This window comes from Bacteriovorax sp. PP10 (genome assembly GCF_035013165.1).
In the GTDB taxonomy this organism is placed as follows: domain Bacteria; phylum Bdellovibrionota; class Bacteriovoracia; order Bacteriovoracales; family Bacteriovoracaceae; genus Bacteriovorax; species Bacteriovorax antarcticus.
In genome coordinates this window covers 793,415-811,652 of record NZ_JAYGJQ010000001.1, presented here as the reverse complement: position 1 = coordinate 811,652, position 18,238 = coordinate 793,415, and the positions used below count along the sequence as shown (strand labels likewise).

The 18,238-nt window shown below is 37.8% G+C and carries 17 protein-coding genes; 8 read left to right on the top strand and 9 right to left on the bottom strand.

Annotated elements, in window-relative coordinates:
* Positions 1-43 precede the first annotated feature (43 nt).
* From SHI21_RS03945 to SHI21_RS03930, 4 genes are all read left to right on the top strand, one after another.
* Positions 44-280 (top strand): hypothetical protein, encoded by a 237-nt coding sequence (locus SHI21_RS03945; RefSeq protein ID WP_323574835.1) that lies wholly within the window; start codon positions 44-46, stop codon positions 278-280.
* 60 nt (positions 281-340) lie between these two features.
* Positions 341-2,443, top strand: a complete 2,103-nt coding sequence (locus SHI21_RS03940) for a HAMP domain-containing sensor histidine kinase (RefSeq protein ID WP_323574834.1) — start codon at positions 341-343, stop codon at positions 2,441-2,443.
* Positions 2,444-2,445: 2 nt separating this feature from the next.
* Positions 2,446-3,822 (top strand): sigma-54-dependent transcriptional regulator, encoded by a 1,377-nt coding sequence (locus tag SHI21_RS03935; protein WP_323574832.1) that lies wholly within the window; start codon positions 2,446-2,448, stop codon positions 3,820-3,822.
* An 84-nt stretch (positions 3,823-3,906) separates the two neighbouring features.
* Positions 3,907-5,400: a serine hydrolase domain-containing protein gene (locus SHI21_RS03930; RefSeq protein ID WP_323574830.1), complete on the top strand. Its 1,494-nt coding sequence runs from the start codon at positions 3,907-3,909 to the stop codon at positions 5,398-5,400.
* A 38-nt stretch (positions 5,401-5,438) separates the two neighbouring features.
* On the opposite strand, the gene SHI21_RS03925 is transcribed toward SHI21_RS03930, so the two are convergent.
* Positions 5,439-5,834, bottom strand: a complete 396-nt coding sequence (locus tag SHI21_RS03925; protein ID WP_323574828.1) for a hypothetical protein — start codon at positions 5,832-5,834, stop codon at positions 5,439-5,441.
* Positions 5,835-6,035: 201 nt separating this feature from the next.
* On the opposite strand from SHI21_RS03925, the gene SHI21_RS03920 reads away from it, so the two are divergent.
* Positions 6,036-7,184: a zinc metalloprotease gene (locus SHI21_RS03920; protein WP_323574827.1), complete on the top strand. Its 1,149-nt coding sequence runs from the start codon at positions 6,036-6,038 to the stop codon at positions 7,182-7,184.
* A 36-nt stretch (positions 7,185-7,220) separates the two neighbouring features.
* Here the strand turns inward: SHI21_RS03920 and SHI21_RS03915 are convergent, their stop codons facing one another.
* Positions 7,221-8,360 (bottom strand): sensor histidine kinase, encoded by a 1,140-nt coding sequence (locus SHI21_RS03915; RefSeq protein ID WP_323574826.1) that lies wholly within the window; start codon positions 8,358-8,360, stop codon positions 7,221-7,223.
* Positions 8,361-8,542: 182 nt separating this feature from the next.
* On the opposite strand from SHI21_RS03915, the gene SHI21_RS03910 reads away from it, so the two are divergent.
* Positions 8,543-9,517: an alginate lyase family protein gene (locus SHI21_RS03910; protein WP_323574824.1), complete on the top strand. Its 975-nt coding sequence runs from the start codon at positions 8,543-8,545 to the stop codon at positions 9,515-9,517.
* 2 nt (positions 9,518-9,519) lie between these two features.
* Here the strand turns inward: SHI21_RS03910 and SHI21_RS03905 are convergent, their stop codons facing one another.
* The 5 genes from SHI21_RS03905 to SHI21_RS03885 all read right to left on the bottom strand — a co-directional run bounded on the left by SHI21_RS03905 (position 9,520) and on the right by SHI21_RS03885 (position 14,077).
* Complete coding sequence (locus SHI21_RS03905; RefSeq protein WP_323574821.1) at positions 9,520-10,962, bottom strand: FAD-dependent oxidoreductase; 1,443 nt, start codon at positions 10,960-10,962, stop codon at positions 9,520-9,522.
* On the bottom strand, positions 10,959-11,210 hold the full coding sequence (locus SHI21_RS03900; RefSeq protein ID WP_323574820.1) for a hypothetical protein: 252 nt from the start codon (positions 11,208-11,210) through the stop codon (positions 10,959-10,961). Before SHI21_RS03900 ends, SHI21_RS03905 begins: the two co-directional genes overlap by 4 nt.
* Before the next feature lie 181 nt (positions 11,211-11,391).
* Complete coding sequence (locus SHI21_RS03895) at positions 11,392-12,168, bottom strand: hypothetical protein (RefSeq protein WP_323574818.1); 777 nt, start codon at positions 12,166-12,168, stop codon at positions 11,392-11,394.
* A 134-nt stretch (positions 12,169-12,302) separates the two neighbouring features.
* Positions 12,303-12,899: a hypothetical protein gene (locus SHI21_RS03890; protein WP_323574816.1), complete on the bottom strand. Its 597-nt coding sequence runs from the start codon at positions 12,897-12,899 to the stop codon at positions 12,303-12,305.
* Positions 12,900-12,955: 56 nt separating this feature from the next.
* Complete coding sequence (locus tag SHI21_RS03885; RefSeq protein WP_323574815.1) at positions 12,956-14,077, bottom strand: S8/S53 family peptidase; 1,122 nt, start codon at positions 14,075-14,077, stop codon at positions 12,956-12,958.
* A 184-nt stretch (positions 14,078-14,261) separates the two neighbouring features.
* On the opposite strand from SHI21_RS03885, the gene SHI21_RS03880 reads away from it, so the two are divergent.
* Entirely contained in the window at positions 14,262-14,693 is a 432-nt protein-coding gene (locus SHI21_RS03880; protein ID WP_323574814.1) for a hypothetical protein, read from the top strand.
* Positions 14,694-14,739: 46 nt separating this feature from the next.
* Here the strand turns inward: SHI21_RS03880 and SHI21_RS03875 are convergent, their stop codons facing one another.
* Positions 14,740-15,210 (bottom strand): hypothetical protein, encoded by a 471-nt coding sequence (locus tag SHI21_RS03875; RefSeq protein ID WP_323574812.1) that lies wholly within the window; start codon positions 15,208-15,210, stop codon positions 14,740-14,742.
* 246 nt (positions 15,211-15,456) lie between these two features.
* Between SHI21_RS03875 and SHI21_RS03870 the strand changes: the two genes are divergently transcribed.
* Entirely contained in the window at positions 15,457-16,626 is a 1,170-nt protein-coding gene (locus SHI21_RS03870) for a twitch domain-containing radical SAM protein (protein ID WP_323574810.1), read from the top strand.
* 32 nt (positions 16,627-16,658) lie between these two features.
* Here SHI21_RS03870 and SHI21_RS03865 read toward each other — a convergent pair whose 3' ends face one another.
* A complete protein-coding gene (locus SHI21_RS03865) occupies positions 16,659-18,200 on the bottom strand; it encodes a bifunctional GNAT family N-acetyltransferase/carbon-nitrogen hydrolase family protein (protein WP_323574808.1) in 1,542 nt (513 codons plus the stop codon).
* Positions 18,201-18,238 lie beyond the last annotated feature (38 nt).

Genomic DNA, 18,238 nt, shown 5'->3' with positions numbered 1-18,238 from the left:
CACACTTTGCTATTTCGCTAACGAACAGTAGAATCAGAACATTATGAAAATCCTATTTTACCTCACTACGTTTATCGTCCTTACTAGTTGTTCTTCAACAACCTTCTCCCTTCAAGGAAGCTCTGAAAAAGGCAAAAGCGGTCTCAATAACTGTGATGGTTATCCACATGGTTCAGTTATCCACGGTTACACTAGTTCAACGGCGCCTTGTACAGAAGCAGCACGAACTTGTGTAAATGGTAGTTGGAATGGAGCAAATGTTTTTCCGACATGTAAGTAGCAACGAAATTATCAGTTTTTCGCCATTTCAAGAAAGCGATTATTGATGTAGCCTTGTTTCATGCGTTTTTCGACAAAAATTTTTATAACTATCGTTGGTATGACTATGCTGGGAGTTTTGTTAACTTCCGTCAGTATTTACGAAGTGGCCAAACATCTTTATCAGAAAGAGTACACTAAGCTTTATCAAGAGCGCTTAGAGCTGGTAGCTAGAAATTTTATCAGTGTAGAAGAAGAGTCCTTACAGACGTCTTTAAATGCAGCGAAACTAATTCGAGAGCTGGAAGATAAAACGCAATTAGATTCTAGTGAATTAAAAAGACTAGCAACTGAGCTTTCTGTCGATGGTATTAATATTATCGATGCTAACGGAAAAACACTACAGGCAAGTGATGGAAGAACTCATCAAAATCTTTATAGCCTTTGCTCTGGTTACCGCGATCTTGTTGATGGCAAAAAAGAATACCAACACGTTCCTTTAGTTCCAGATGTACTTGAGTCAGGAGTTGTTGCCTGGTTTACCCTTCTTCCTTCAAAAAACAGTCATCATATAATTGATATTCGCAACAACTTTGAAAACTTTTCACAAACACTAGAGCAGCTTACTGAGGACAATTCCGATATTGTTCATGTCACTCTGAAATCTCCAACAGGAAAAATTCTTGGAGATGTTAAAAACCCTGCTCTAATGAATGAGGTTACCTCAACTCTAACATTTACTATTACTGCAACTGTTCCAGATTGCTGTGAATGTCGAGTCCGTGGTTTCGTATCAGGAGACGCTCCTTATAGTTATAAGTTTGTAGCAGGACTAACAAATCTTTCTTTAAAAAAATCAATCGCTACACTTCGAACAAAATTCATTTGGATTGTTTCAATCCTGCTTTTCCTTTCTTTTATTCTTTCATTATGGCTTACAAAAATTTTATTAAGAAAAATTAAGGCCATTCAAAATGCAGTTGACTCAATTGCTGAGTCTGGAGACTTTTCTAAGCGTATCGACGTTACGGATGACTCCAAACATTCACAAGATGAACTTGATTTACTGGCAAGACGTTTTAATAGAATGTTCGACGGCCTTCAAGAAGCACAAACGAAATTGATCGAAGCCGAAAAATCAGAAGCACGAGCAGCTGTTGGCGCTCAAGTGGCCCACGATATTAAAAGTCCTCTTACGAGTATGGCACTTGCACTAAACCAACTTCAACAGATCATTCCTGGCGCTGGCGCTGAAATGTTCTCCCTACTCAGCCATGCCGTATCGCGAATCAGCGGAATTGTGAAACGTTTAGGCTCTCAAGGCGCAATGGAAAGCAACACTCTCGTAGTTGAAGCTCCTAAACTGACTCTAGTTGATAAACTATTTTTTGATGTGGCCCAAGAACATGCTCTTAAGATGCCTCGAAGCCAAAAATTTAACATCACAGGATTTAATGCTGTTCCAGAAATCTGGAGTGTTGTTCAAGTCACAGAAGTTCAAACGGCACTTTCTAATATTCTAAACAATGCGAGTGAAGCTATGAATAATGGCGGAGTCATTGAACTTTCCGCTCATAAGAAAAATGACAAAGAATATGTCGTGACTATTTCTGATAACGGTAAAGGAATCGCTCCTGAAAATTTAAATAAAATTTTCGACCGTGGAATAAGTTTAGAAAAAGCTGGTGGAAGTGGTCTTGGTCTTTATCAAGCTAAACGCGCAGTTGAATGGAGTGGCGGAACTCTTTCAATTGAATCAACTGTAGGTGTTGGAACTAAGATTCACATGAATCTTCCCATTGAAAAAGTTCCTGCCTTTACAACTCTTGAAGTGCTAGTAGCGCCTAATCAAAAACTAATCGTCACTGATGATGACCCATTAATTATTACTACATGGAAAAAGAAATATCCAACAGCCCTAACCTTTTCTAGCTTTAGCCAGCTAGAACTTGCTCTACCTGACTTAGGCGAGCTCTCTGACTATGTATTTATTCTGGATCAATACGCAGGAGACGGCCGTGAAGGTCTAACTGGTATTGCCTTTATTGAGAAATATCAAATCCCAGCTTATCTTTCGACAACTGAGTTTGATGATCCAATTATCCAGGAAAAAGTAAAAGCACTAAAAGCAAAACTAATACCGAAGCCTCAACTGGCCGGTGTCTCTGTAAAAGATCAGGAGTAATGATGAAAATTTTAATCGTTGATGATGAAACTCTAGTGCGCCGTACTATGCAGGCCACGATTGAATCTGATGGCAGCCACCAGGTTTTTACAGCTGGAAGCTTAGAAGAAGCCGGGAAAGTTTTAGAAGAAGAAACAATTGATCTTGTCTTCACTGACCTAAGTCTAGACGACGGCCCTGAACGACTGGGATTAAACTTACTTAAACATTTAAATGATCACTACCCTGCAACTGTTGCAGTTGCGATGACAGGCCATAATGAAGATGCATTAGTTGAACAATGTCTAAAAGCGGGAGCTGCTGATTATATTTTAAAGCCCATTGGACCAGAAAAATTAAGACAGACAATGCTTAAGGCCCCTATCCTTCACAGACTACTTAGAAAAAATCAAAACTTAAAATCGCAAATTGGAAAAGATGCTCTTCACTTAGTTGAATTGAAATCTAAGTCAAAAGCTTTCCAAGCTGTTTTAGACGTTGCTAAAAAACTGAGAGGAACATCTCAATCAGTTCTTATCCGTGGTGAAAACGGTACAGGTAAGGAAGTTCTTGCACGCTACCTTTGGAGCCTGGAAGGAGACGACTCTCGTCCTATGATCGCTGTAAACTGCGGAGCGATTCCAGCAAGTCTTGCTGAATCAGAACTCTTCGGTCACAAAAAAGGATCTTTCACAGGAGCAACTGAAGCTCGCACTGGAAAATTTGAAGCTGCTAATGGTGGTGACCTTTTCCTGGATGAACTTGCCACTCTTACACCAGAAATTCAGGTAAAACTCCTACGCGTTTTATCGACAGGCGAAATCACTCCTGTTGGTCAGGAAAAATCTAAAAAGATCGTTTGCCGAATTATCACTGCGACTAATGAAAACTTAGAAGAAATGATTAAAGCTAAAACATTCAGAGAAGATTTATTCTTCCGTGTGAAACAATTTTCTTTAACGATTCCACCATTACGTGAACGCAAAGAAGATATCCTTGATTTGGCCAATCACTTTCTGTCTCAATATTCAAATAAACGTCTTTCTAAATCTGCTGAGTCTTTGCTTCTTAGTTATACATGGCCTGGAAATGTGCGAGAGTTAAAATCCGCGATGGAAGTGGCCGCTGTTTTATCTGATGGTTCTGAAATTGAACATTCGGACATTGCTCCTCACTTACAACAAACAGGTGCCCCTGTTTTAGCAAAGGCCTTACCGGCCTCACAAGAGATAGACGAAAACCTACTTGCTGGTAACTATCACCATCTGCTTAGAGAATTTGAAGCAAAGATGATTGATTGTGCAATGAAGAAGTGTGGAACTGAAAATGCTGCAGCTAAATTTTTAGGAATCCCTCGCAGCACATTAGGTGACATTAGAAAGAGACATCAGGCAAAGTAATTTGCCGATCTTCTTGATTGGAAAAACTGAAGATAATCTTAATCAACCTACTATTGTGTTCAGAGATAAATAATTGTAAAAAAAATGATGAGAAAAATTTCATCATTTATTATCATTACATTCTTTATCTTCTCTCAAAAAACTTACTCTGATGTTATCGATAATGCTGGAACAAGATGGCCTGTACCTTCATGGAATATTGCTCAAAACAAACAAGAGCGCATGTCTTCAAAACAATGCCAGGACTTCGTAAAGTTTTCTACAAACTCTCATAATTTTTTAACTGAAGGTCTGGTCGTTATTAAAGATGGAGAAATTCAGTTTGAGTATTACGATTCAAAACATAATGCCAATACTCCACACATCCTTTGGTCAGTTACAAAAACCATCACTGGTGCTCTTTTAGGAATTGCCGTCCGCGATGGAAAAATCTCAATGGATCAGGGGCTTAATGAATTTTATCCTCGTCCGTCAGCAGGAAATAATTACCAGAACATTAAAATAGAAAATCTATTTTATCTTGATACAGGTTTTATCTGGAATGAGTATTACAGTGGCGATGCAAGTAAAAGCCCGGTGCTTAACATGCTCTACTATCTAGGGCATAAAGATATTGCGAACTATGCGACTGACCAACAAATTATCCCTCAAGGCCCGGGTTACAAATTTAATTACTCTACAGGAACACCTGCAATTACCATGGGCGTTTTAAAGAAAGTCTATGGTGATGATTATGATCAAATGCCTTGGACTTCACTTTTTAAACCTCTAGGAATGACTAATGTTCGTTTCGAACGTGATCATAAAGGTGTTTTTAATGGCGGCTCATCTGGTTATGCCACTCCTCGTGAGATGGCAAAACTTGGTTATCTCTATTTAAATAATGGTATGTGGAATGGAGAAGAAATTCTTCCACAATCTTGGATTGAAAAAACAACTCAAGTTTCTCCTGGGTATTTATCTAACGGAACAGTTATAAGAAATATTACTGACGATGGGGTGTATGGTGGATCTATCTGGCTTAACAGAGCTGTCAAAAAAGGTTTCGGTAAACCTTATCCTGCTTCACCAGAGAATATGCTTTTGGCAATGGGGCACTACGGACAGATTCTGACAATCCTTCCGACTCAAAAGATGGTTATTGCCCGCACTGGGTATGACCAGGAATACAATTCGAAGCTAGATGAGTTTGTCAGCCGTGCGATTGCCTGCTTCGATGATCCGACTTATCCCATTGGAAAAAATATTCCTCCGCCTGATTATACAAAGATGACCTGGCCTGCAATTTATAAAACACTTAAAAGTGGATTGAAAACGAATGTCTTATTTGCAGCTGTCGCCAAAACTGTATGCTCATGTCATTTTATTTCTGGAATTGATATCGATACCTGTGTTGATCGCAGTAACGTTCCACTGATTACAAAACTAGCAAAAATTTCAGTTAGAGATAACGTCGTTGTTGCTGAACAAACTAAATATGCAAAAATCTTAGTGGCCGCTTATGGGCGCTGGCCTGGTGAAAAATCTTATGCGAGCTTTGATAGAGCACATCCCGAATTTGGATGCACATTAAAGTAATTTCGGCGAAGCCTAAGACCTCGCCGACCAAAAACTGACTATTGAGAAATCTTGCAGTGAAAGTCGTCTTCAAACTCACCCATAAAAATCTTATAAGTTAAAACTCCATTAGTTTTTTTAGGACCAACCTCACCTTTAATATAAGTAAGCGTCAGGTTATCTGTATCTTCTTCAGTCGCTGTATAAATGATCGTGCTCTCTGATTCTACTTTATCTGCTTTCATAATATCAGGTGATCTGCCCGCCCCAACACTCATGACAATTAAACTCTCTCCACTTTGAGTCCCACATGTAGACACAAATGGGTATAAGGGAATCGAGCTTTGAGAAACGCAAGATAAGACTTCTTTGGTCCCAGCAGGGCACATTTTAGGAGCAGCGGCCGCCACTGTAAATGATGAAACTAGGGCCAGTAATGTCATAAGTAATTTCATAAATCCTCCAGGATAAAGAGGTCAATTGTATCAACGAGAATCCTTTAGGCGTAGTAATGGATTCTATCATTTACTATCCTTCTAAAGAAAGTGTCTAAACTTTAGACACCCCTCAACAGACCGTGCAAACATTTCACTCCGTCCCTATAGAGACTCTCCCCCCGATATAATAAGGGCATTAATTTATCAGGGAAAACGACCATGGGTTCTAACAAAATTATTTTCTTATGCCTTCTGCTTACACTGACTGCATGTGGTGGAAAAAAAAGCAGTAAGACTGGTGTGGAAGGAAGTACTTCATTAAGCACTATTTTTGTAAAAGGTGATCCTAAAGAACTTATCAAAGGTAGTACTCTTGATAAAAATTCATTTATCTCAGAACGTGACATGACTGAGTATGATAATTACTCACTTTCTAATATCTGGCAGTTTACTGAAAAAGAAGTCATCGTTGAAAAAGAAGACACAGGTAACCCTGAAGATGGCAATGAGGCGACTGAAGAAGATCAGACCGCGAATGCTCTTCCTTTTTATACTTTTCAAAAATTAGGCAATGATTATATTTACTCAAACCCAAAATCAAATTTAAAGTTTGGATTTACAGTTAATAACGGCAAACTTGAATTAAAGACGTTTGATACAGGTTATGGTGTTTATGATTTATCGATTCTTCACTACAGCCTGAAGAAATCTAAGGATTCTTTTTCTCTTCTTGTAGAAATACAAGAGCAAGACCCAACTGAAGGTAGAGTTCTTTTAAGTTTCGTATTTGTAAAAAAATCAGAACAAAAAAACATTCTTAAAGTAGATGATCACTATAAGTATATTATGGGTGCAGGCGTTGCGATTGGATGGCCACAAAAAGAAATACTTCAAATTGATGTTTGTGGAAATCAATACAAGTCTACAGAGGACGCTTTCAATGGTGGCATTCAAGTATGGAAGAACGCTCTTAGAAATAAAATGACAATCAAAACTAATTATTTATCAGTATATCCACCTTTCAGTGACCTGAACTCTCATTGCATCTACACAGTAAAAGATTATTCAACTGAATCAAGACCCCAATATATGAACCCGGCCTCGACAACGACAAACTACGATACTTTTAAGGCCGAAATTATTGATGCTGATGTTTTTGTCTGGGTAAAAGAAGTAGAAAAAGATGGAGATATCTCAAAGATGGCAAGCTACATGATAGATGTAACAGCACATGAGCTAGGACACTTTTTGGGATTAGGTCATCAGTTTGATGAAACCTTCAAAAGTATTATGTCTTATGACAATGTTCCTTACATTACAGATTATGATCAAGAAGCTGCGTCTTACCTATATCCAACTCTTAAATAAAATATTAATCGGTGTTCGAAAGGACACCGCCTTTTTCTAGCCGACCGGCAAAATCACTGTAAATGTTGTTCCAGAATCTAGATCACTCTGCATATGCACAGACCCTTTATGAGCTTCTGTTAATCCTTTAACTAACGCTAGCCCAATTCCCCATCCTGTTTGCCCGCTACTCTCTGCCGACTTAGAACGGCTGTAATGGTCAAATAAAGAGTCCTGCTCTTCTACCGGGATAAAGCTTCCTGTATTATGAACTGAGATCTCAGCACAGTTATTAACCAGTGCTAATGTGACGGTAATCGTTGAATAAGGCGTGCCGTATTTAATTGCATTACTCGAAAGATTTTCAACAATACGATGAATCGCCAATGTATCCCAACGTCCTTTAATTTCACCGGCCATATTATTAACGACAAATCTTTGCCCATAAAGCTCTTCTAAATCGCTAACGACGAAATTTAAAATTTGATCGAGAGAACAGTCCTCTAAAGAAATCGGTATACCTAGGCCAGCCTTAATGCGATTGGCATCAAGTAGATCGCGAATCATTCGGTCTGCTCTTGCCACACTTGAAGTGATTCTATCCGCCATCTCTACAATCGTTTCTGAATCTTCAACTTTCTTTTTAAGAATAAGTGCACACATCGTTACTATGGCAAGTGGCGTGCGTAGGTCATGTGAAAGTGCGAGAACAAATCTCTCACGAAGCTCACGTTCTTCTTCTAATTCTTTAAGACTATCTTCCAGTTTTTTTCTTACCAACACTCTTTGAGTTACTTCTCTGGGTGTAGCTAGAATACGATACAATTCATCGCCAAAACTGATACGAGAAAAAGTAGTATCAAAATAGCGATCTTCAAATTGCTCAGTTACTGCATTATAGAGTTGAGAATGACCTTCACGCGAAACATAATATTCGCCAGTTTCATAAACCTTTTTAAGAATATTTGGAAAAGGAGTGTGAACTAATTCCGGTATTGCTTTAAAAAGTGATTCACCTAAAATGTTACGATTTTTATAAATTTCTTGATATTTTTCATTGAACATTTCAACAACCATTTCTGGCCCTTTGAAAATAACCATAGGCGATTCTGAACCATAAAAAATGGCCTCGAATTTTTGCTGCTCTGATTTAATCTTGGCCTCTAAAATAGAGGTTTCAGATTGATGGTTAGACATTGAATTTTCCTTCTTTGCTCCTCTCAGAATAGATAAAATTACTATATATGTAAAATGCACTTCTGAATGAATGCTTTTACCTAAGTGCGTCTGTCTTCTATTGAGGAAATACTCGAAATCTATACAGATAGCTACATCTTAAGTACCATTTCTCAGAGCAGAATCTCTTAACCCAAGGGTGTATGTTAAAACTTTATTTATTTATTCTAACCCAATTATTTTTATCTTTTAAAGTAGAGGCATGCCCTTCTCCCTCTGCAATTGTCTATACCCTGGATGCAAACTCTTTTTATAATGATGCCCATCATTCTCTTATTGATCCTGAACTCAAAAAAAAGCACGACGATGCGGTTAAACCACTTGAAAACTTTATTCGCTCCATTGCAAAAATGTCGGATAAATATATTCAGGATCCAGTTAAAAACTTAAGTGAAGGTCATTGTGCGAATGCATGGATTTTGAGCTGGGCAAAACAAAATGCCATGCTTGGCGAAATGAAAACTAATCAATCCTACTCAGAAAGAAAATGGATGCTCGCTGGTATTGGACTAGTCTATGGAAAAACCAGAGCAATCATTAAGCCCGATGAAAACTTAATCATTGAGTCCTGGCTCAAAAAATTGGCCGATCTTACAATGGTTCATTCTGATCAATATAAGGGAACTCGCAATAATCATTACTACTGGGAAGGTTTAGCTGTTGGCGTAGTTGGCGCCATTACTAAAGATTCGAAGTATCTTTCATGGAGTAAGCAAGTCTTTTCAAATGCAATGGATAAGATTCAAAAAGACGGATCTCTGATTGAGGAAATGAACCGTGGAAAAAGGGCCATTCATTATCAAGCGTTTGCAACTGCCCCTTTGGTTGTCATGTCGAGTATTTTGGATTTGCAGTCTGATAAATTGAAAGAGCTTGTGCGGTTTACTTATTTGGCCATTTCACATCCAGAGACAATTGAGAAGCGTCTTGGAGTTAAGCAGGATGCACTGACTCCCTCAAACTTAGGTTGGCTTTTAGTTTATTTAAGAAGAAATCCTGATGCAGAGATAAGTAATTTTTTAAAAACAAAATCTTCTCTTTATACTTCTAAGCTTGGTGGAAATTTAAATTTAGTTAATCCATTAGAAAATATTTCATCAACGAAGGTCACAAAATAATTTTAACCTTTTAAAGATATGTAATCGGCGAGTCTTAACGCAAGCGCCGTAATCGTCATCGTAGGTGCAGCGGCCCCCGTTGTTGGAAAGACAGAAGACCCAAGCACACTTAAATTACTCACCCCAAATACAGATAAGTTTTTATCCACATACCCGTCTTTAAAACTCTCTCCCATCCTGGTCATCCCCATCTGATGAGAATTTCCAACTGGTGCAATTTTTCGTTCAAGAAAATCTTTATTCACTTTCATGAATCCTAATCCCAAGCTCGGCAGTTTTCTCGCAAAAAACTCCATCGACTCCGTATAAGACTTCCAATCCAGCTCTGTTAACTCCCAATTCAAATTAACATTCCATAATCCCAAACGATCTGCATCTTCTCTCAAGACAATCCCATTCATATCTGAACAAAACTGCTCACAAGAAAGTCCAATCTCCTGGACAGGATGAAAACTTCTTTTTAGTGTCTCTGTATAGAGCGAATAAATTTTTTGATCTACCGGATCTAGTGGATGTTCTACATCGTAAACCTTAAATCTTAGATTAAGCCATCCATGCTTTTTTCTCTCAGCTTCACTAACTTGAAAGAAAAAATGATCTCTCTTCCCATTGGCATTCACATCTACAAGCTTAGACCAGGGATCTTTCTTATAAAACATCATTGTTCCAACATTGCTAAAATTAGGATGTTCCATAAATCCTTTTCCAAGAAATTTATGACCAAGTCCAATCGGAGTTTTATTCTTCCTAGAAAAACTTAAGAGCAATCTAGCGTTTTCAATACTGCCGCAACAAAAGATGAAGTGCTTTGCCTTAATCGTATGAAGCCCTGTAGAGCTTTTAACTTTTAAAGCTTCAACAATAGTCCCTTGTCCATTCATCTGCATTTCAACAACGGGACTATTTAAATAAGACTTAATTTTACTTGAACGACTTATATGCTCTTTATACTTCTGTCCAAATCGAGTGACAGGAGTACTAAATTGATACAACTTAAAAGCAGATCCAATTTTTTGTGCTTCAGATTCCATTTCAAAAATTTTCTTATTTTCAAAAAAGCTATATTCAAGATTTAGGATTTCAGTTGTTCTGTCATAGTAAGGCCTTAAATCTGAAAGCTTAATCGGCCATCCAGAGTAATGTATCTTTTCTTCTGCCTGGAAGTCACTCTCGTCAAGCGGAGTACACCATCCGCCCCAAGCTTCAGTGCTTCCGCCGAAATCCTTAAAACGCCTTTTATCCACTTCTGTAGGAAAACCCGTTTCAAGAACTTTCTCATCAGCAATTTTGCTTTTTTGTTCGAAATTTCCAGCTTCAAGAATCACAACATCGAAGCCTTTCTTTTCAAGCTCCAAAGCAAGGGTGATCCCCGCGGCCCCAGATCCGATAATGCAATACTGTGTTTTAATCTCTGATAAATTCGAAGGCATCTGGTCTATAATCATAGGGCTCTCGCCATGAGAATAAACCCAGTCATGATATGCGAGACGGCCATGCCATCAAGAAAAACGATCTGATCATTTTTGAATTGCTCTAATTCAAGCTTTTCAAAATTCACATTGAAATCAATTTGAGAGCTATGAACTTTATAAAAAGCTTCTGCTTTTCTTCTGCACTCAGCTTTAACACTATTTTCTAAAGTCTCAACCGGTAAAGGCACATTAAAATGAGTAAGGAGAGAATCTTTATTCATATTTGACTGCCCTGCCTTTTTCGAGCAAGCAACCAATGGAATTGTTAAAAGTGTTTGAAGGAAAAACCTTCTAGAATAATGGGCCATTGCTGAATATCATAAATGACTTTTTTGATTTTAACTAGTGAGATAGAAACTTAAAAAACTGCGGCCACCAAGGCGACCGCAGTCTCAAAATAAATTAGTATGGGTATCTATTAAGATTATCTCTAATAAAGTTATTCACAGCTTGCTGATAAGCTGCTGACGGATTCGGCACGCTATAAGCGGCCAATTGAAACAACTCCTGTCTATTGTGCACAGACACTAGTCCAGCGTTCTTAACCATCATTGCATCACCAACAGTTGTCGTAAACTTCTCAGCTTCAACAATTAGGTAAATTTGTGAGTAATAATCAAGAACAGCTGAGATATTTTGTGCCGTAAAATTCGAAATTGCCTTTACATAAGCATCAGAAGGATTCCCCACTGAAGGTGGAATCAATTGTAAATAATCTGAAATTTGCATACGCACTTTAAGACCAGTACTTTTTACGGCCATGGCCTGGTTTACAGTTGGAACACGTGACTCCAGAACTCTTAGCATATTGAAGTCGTAAGCTGAATAAACATAATTCCCAACGAACCTAACAATAAAGTCTCCTACGGCCGCTTTATAGGCTTCAGATGGATTCGGAAATGGACATGATGTCAGGTATTCAAAGTCGTAGACATCGCGGACGTATTGAAGCCCTTGTGTCTTTAAATTGATAGCTTCGCTAACAGTTCTCACTCCCGCTTCAGCTCTTAGATAATAAGAAATTTCTTCTCTACCGTAAGAAGGCATGTCTTTATCGACAGTCATTTCTTTCACAGCAGCGATTTTCGGTGCTGCACCTTTATAGATTAACTCTGCTGATTGTGCGATCGACATTGTCGAAAGAATTGTTGCCAGAACTAATGCTGCCTTAAAATTCATTTTTCCCCCCGGAAAATTCATTGTAGTGCGATAAGTACAACCTCTGGGGGAAGCAGTGTCAATAGAGAGTCAGCACAATGTGTTTGCTAAAGTTGAGATGTTAGTTTTTTTCAGAGAACAAATCCGAGTGGTGTCTAAATGATATTCTTAGCACATTGCGAGTACTCACCCATATCGATATATTTTTTGAGAATGAAGTTTTTGTCAGCTGAAATACTCATAACTAGTAATCTGTAAAATTCATCATAGTTTAATTTTTTCTTAAAAAGTTTAGAATAAAAGAAATCATTTTTAAAATGAGTTTTAAATTTCTCAGGCGCATTGTTCCAAAAAATCAATTCTGCCTTAAAGGCCGGCGCCTCATCTTTTAACGTGGCCAGTTGATACTCGGTTAAGCATTTCTCAATTTTCTTACTGCCTGACAATAAACTGATTCTCTCAAATGTACTTAAGTAATGAACCAGCTCGTGATTGAGTGTAATGAGTAATTCATTAGTATCTCCACTTTTTCCTAAAATTATAACTGGGATGTAATGCCCATTCATAAATTCAACCTTAGTAATGGCCGCACGATCAAGCGATGAATCAAACTTAATATTTAAAACGTTATTATGAGATTTCTTTAAGGCCGCTATTAAATTGCTTTTTAAAGGTTCCCATACGGAAAATTCAATAATCTCTTGAGAGCATTTTTTAATTTTAGATTCGTCTAATTTTTCACAAGACTTCATTTCCTGCGAAAATATAGCAGAACTTAAAAGTGTAAAGGCCCCAAATATGATTATTTTTAATCTATTAATTTTGCATTCTCGGTAATTCTATTTTTTAACTCGGATAAAGATATTTTAGGATTCGCATTTATTGCTTTTACTGCCAGTCCCGCAATAATCGGTGCCGAAAAACTAGTTCCACGTAATGTGGTTACATGTCCTTTTTGCTCATTATTAGGCATAGGAGAAAGGGCTTCAATCTGCTCTCCTTTAACCATAATAACTTTTGTACCATAATTTGAAGAATCAAGTCTGTCTTTTGTAACTTTCAGGGATCCAACTAAGAAAAGGTTCGACTCATTACTTAAATCGGCCCATAAGTCATTCTTCTTAAATTTATCCTGATTGAAATCTTCACCTTCATTTCCTGCCGCGACAATAAAGAGAGTATTAGGATTTTTGCGTAAAAGAGACTGCCATGATTGTTTTAAAATTTTGTACTCAAGATCAACATATTTAGAATCACACTTTGAGTTATCTTCTAATATCCAATTTTTCTTATAACCAAGAGAGATTGAGACCACACGAATATTTTTATTATTTACTAACACCTTTTGAATTCTTTGCTGATACGGCTGTAATGATTTTTCAGCAAATGCCTTCTCTTCTTTTGAGGTCCATTTTCTCAGACCGCATCCTTTTCCATATACAGGAAATTCAATATTTTCTTTTTTATCTGATTCTTGATGAACTGTTCCTGCCTGAGCACTCACCACACGTATTGGATGAATCTTTACTTTCCCTTCTGCATATTTATTTAAAACGAAAGCAGACCTGGTTCCATGAGTTGCAAGAATATAATCCCCTCTTAAAGCACGGGCCTTATCTGGATTTAATTTTTGATAATTATTATATTTTTCAACATCAGCGCTTGAAACCTTTGCCAGAGAATCCATCAAACCTCTTAAGACTTGTTCATCCGCTTGCTCCCCCATCTCTTTCCATGATTTATCATCAAAGCATTGACCGCTCTCAGGAATGTTCAGGTTACTTTCTGTAAGAATAGGGCATGCCTCTTGAGCAAAGCTAAAGTCAGCACTTTTAATAGGTGGGAAAGATGAATCTAGAAGAAGAACTTCTGTAACCTCACCAGCATGGACAAGGTTTACCAACAGTAAAAGGCCAAAAAGCTTTTTCATTAAAATTCTCCTATTGAAAATATTATAAATAGGAAAAATTTTTAGTCCACAGTTATTAAATTTCAACAAACAACAATATCTCATTTTCTATAGTGTAAAAATTACAGGATATACTCAACGTCACTATGAAATGTTTTATAACCTACTCGTAAACAAATTAGTCAAGACCACTACGGGAGATCATATGAAACTTTTTATTTTAGCATTGCTTTCGCTTACATCAGCATCTCTATTTGCTTCAACATCAACAATCACATGTAATGTGAAAGAGGAACTTGAAGGTAAATTGGTTGATATTAAAATTGAATTCCTGGTGGAAAACCTTGGATCAGACATGCCAATTCTTCTTCAACACCCAAAGGCCAGTGAAGATATGGGCCCAATCCTGGTCACTCCAGACATGGTTGGAGAAAGATGGTCTAATATGACTCATCTTAATGGTCAAGGTGGAGATCTTAGATCTGCTCCTGATAGAATCCGTCTTTTTGGTGACGGTGACGGTTACACATTCGTAGACCTGGTTCTTTTCAAATCAGCGAAATACCAAAAAGGCTACCTGCGTGTTTCAGGAAGTGGTGATCAGTCTTATCAAAAAATTAGTTGTACGGTTAAATAAAGAAGAGTTCTAAAGAGGTATCACTAGATACCTCTTTTTTTTGAGGTTAAGAAAAGACAGTTTGCTTGAATTCTCTTTTTGAATGAAAGCCCAATTGTTTTTTAAGCTTCGATGAATTTCCCGGGATCATTTCATATCTTGCTTCGTATTCTTTGAAGGCCTTTTCATCACAAAATTCAAAACATGAACTCACACTATTTGAATCAAGTTTCGTTTCGCAGCTTAGAAGTTTTCCTTCTGCTTTCATGTCGGCCATCAACTTGTCTGACTCCTCAACGTTTCTGCAGTTTTTTACCAGTGATTTATATTCAGCACGAGGCATCGCGTACGGGAAAAAAGTTGTGATCGTAATGTAGAAAGAATTCGGATTGTGAGTCGCTGTTGCCGCGGCCACACCTGCACCAGTACCGGCCATGCCTGAGACTTGAGCTTTCTTTCCAGACGCCAGCGCAGCTCCACTTACTAGTAGACCAGCTACTGCAGTTACAACCATGCCACCAAACTCTCTTCTTTTCATATTCACCGTCTATAAATTTATAATAATTAAATATTATTTAAAATAATTTTAGCAGCTAAGCGATAAAACTCAATATTTATATTCTATACCAAGTCATGAGAACTATTAAATTTTAGTCGCAATATCATTAAATAACATTTAGCATAGTAATATCGGAAGCTTATTACTCAGGTATGAAAGTCCTCTCTTATCAACCTGCCTTAAATTTGCGTCTGTAGACCTAAGTATAATGCTATCGAGATCACAGTGAATAAAACTTTTTGTCCATTACCTTGGAAAGAAATTTCATCCAGTCCTTCTGGGTCAGTTCGCTTATGTTGTTCATCGACTTCGGGATCTAATTTATCACTACACTCTGATGGCACTGTGGCCAAGATGAGTGATGACTTGAATGAAAGCTGGAATACTGATTTCTTTAAAGATGTGAGAGAAAAAATGCTCACGGGAAAAAACGTATCAGCTTGCTCTAATTGCTACAAACAAGAAGCGGCCGGAATCCACTCAGAGCGTTTACAGTGGATAGAAAACTTTCCAGATATCAAACCAGAAAACTTAACAACCAAAGCAGAACTTTCTGAAGTTGAACAACTTGATCTTCGTTTGGGAAGAGTCTGTAATTTACAATGCCGTATGTGTGGACCTTACTCGTCTACTTCCTGGGAGCCTACCTGGAAGGCCCTTGGTAATCTAGTCAATCAGCCTGATCAAAAGACATGGGACAAACTCAACCAGAACAACTGGCCGGAAAATCCTGATGTATGGGAGCAGTTTAAATTATTCGTTCCTAAATTAAGAAGAGTTTACTTAACCGGCGGAGAGCCTTTTTTAGTTTCAAAGAATAAAGAGTTTTTGAAATTCTGTATTGATTCCGGCCATGCCTCACACATTCAATTGCGCTATAGTACGAATGGAACAATTTGGGATGCAGAACTTCCGTCGATGTGGTCTCATTTTGAAAAGGTGACTTTGAATTTTTCAATTGATGGACTGGATGAAGTCAATAACTACATTCGTTTTCCGGCCCGCTGGAATCAGTTGATGAAAAATCTGGACTCTGCAAAAGCTGCTTCAAGAGTAGCACCAATTCACATTTCTGTTTCAACTGCAGTTCAGGCCTATAATATTTTTCAAATCTCAGAGCTCATATCATTCTTTAGAGAAAAAGAGCTTAATGTTTATCTCGACCTGATTCATCAACCGTCTTATCTTTCATTGGCAGTTTTGAGTCCTGAACTCTCTGAGAAAGCAAAATTAAAACTTCAAAATGAAATTTCTTATCCTGGAGTAACTGGCCTTATTCAGCTACTCAATTCATCAAAGCACCAGGAATGGAATCAATTTATTGCTTATACAAAAAAGCTGGATGAAATTCACGAGCAGAATATTTCTCAGGTCATTCCTGAATTAGGAATCTGAAAGCTTTTAATAGCTCTCAGTCCTCAAAGTATCTACTTACCATTCCAGGAAACACTGTAAAGATCATGTCTTCTATCTTTAAGATTCATAACAGTCCCGTTATTGCGGGCCTTGATTAAATCTCTAATACTAAGATCTGCAATCGCTACCATCTCTGCATTGGGGTCTGTATCTGCGGCAATACCATCTTTAGCAAATGGAAAATCTGAAGGAGTTAAGATGCAACTTTGAGCATAGTTAATATCCATGTTCTGCACTCTCGGAAGATTCCCGGTATTCCCCGACAAAACCATGTAGCACTGGTTCTCAATAGCACGAGCATGAGAGCAGTATCTCACTCGTAAATAACCTTGTCTGGTGTCTGTTGCAAATGGAACGAAGATAATTTTTGCACCTTGATCAACGAGATGGCGAGCAAGCTCAGGAAATTCTGAATCGTAACAAATCAAAATACCAATTGGCCCTCGATCTGTATTGATCACTGATAACTTATCTCCACCACGCACATCCCACCATTCTTTTTCAGAAGGTGTTGGATGAATTTTATCCTGTGTATGAATGGCCCCATCACGAAGGAAAATGTGGCAGACATTTTTCATAAGTCCTTCACTATCTCTCACCATATGGGTTCCACCAATAATATTGATGTTATATTTTACGGCCGCTTCATTCATAAACTTAATAAATGGTTCGGTGAATTGTCCAAGATGCTCAAGAGATTGAACCGGATCAAGTTTTCTATTGATGATAGAAAGTAATGACATTGTCACGAACTCTGGGAAAACAACAAAGTCACAGCGGTAGTCAGCGGCCACACCGATAAAATACTCGGCGATGGACTGGAACTCTTCAAATGAAGAAATTCTTCTTTGTTCGAAATTAATCGTACAAATTCTTACGTTATCTTTTTGATCTTCACTATAATGTCGATTTCCCTGTGTATCGATCAATGGATTATCCCAACGCATAAGCACTGCATACCCAAGAGATTCATGATCAGAAGGCAGATAGTCTTTCATGACAAGAACAGGATTAAAACCATTTCTCATTTGAAAACTAATTGTCAGGTCCCGAATGATTCGCGACTTTACTGCTTCAACATATAACTCTGGAGTTGGATAAGTTTTTTTCTTCTTAGCAAATCCTGGAATTCGCGCGCCAAAGATAATTCCTTTTAACTTAAACTTCTGGCATAACTTTCTTCTCTCATTATAAAGACGCTCACCAATTTTTTTGCCTCTGTAGGCCGGGTCTACGCAGATATCCATTCCATAAAGATAACTTCCTAATGGATCGTGACGGCTGGCATATCCACCACCAGTGATTTCTTTCCATGTGTGAGGCTTTAATCCTTCTTTTTCACTCGTGATAAAAGTAATACAGAAACCAATAACGACTCCATCAAATTCAACAACAATTTGCCCTTCAGGAAAGTGATTGATTTGAGCTTTAAGTGCATCGAGAGAATACGGAGGAACTCCGGGATAACATTTTTGAACGATGTCGTTGATCATATTAGCGTCTGAAAACTGTGTTTTTCGTACAATAATTTTCTTTTTAGTAGAATCTACCATTTCTAGGCCCCATTGATATTTGCAGAATAGCTTTGATT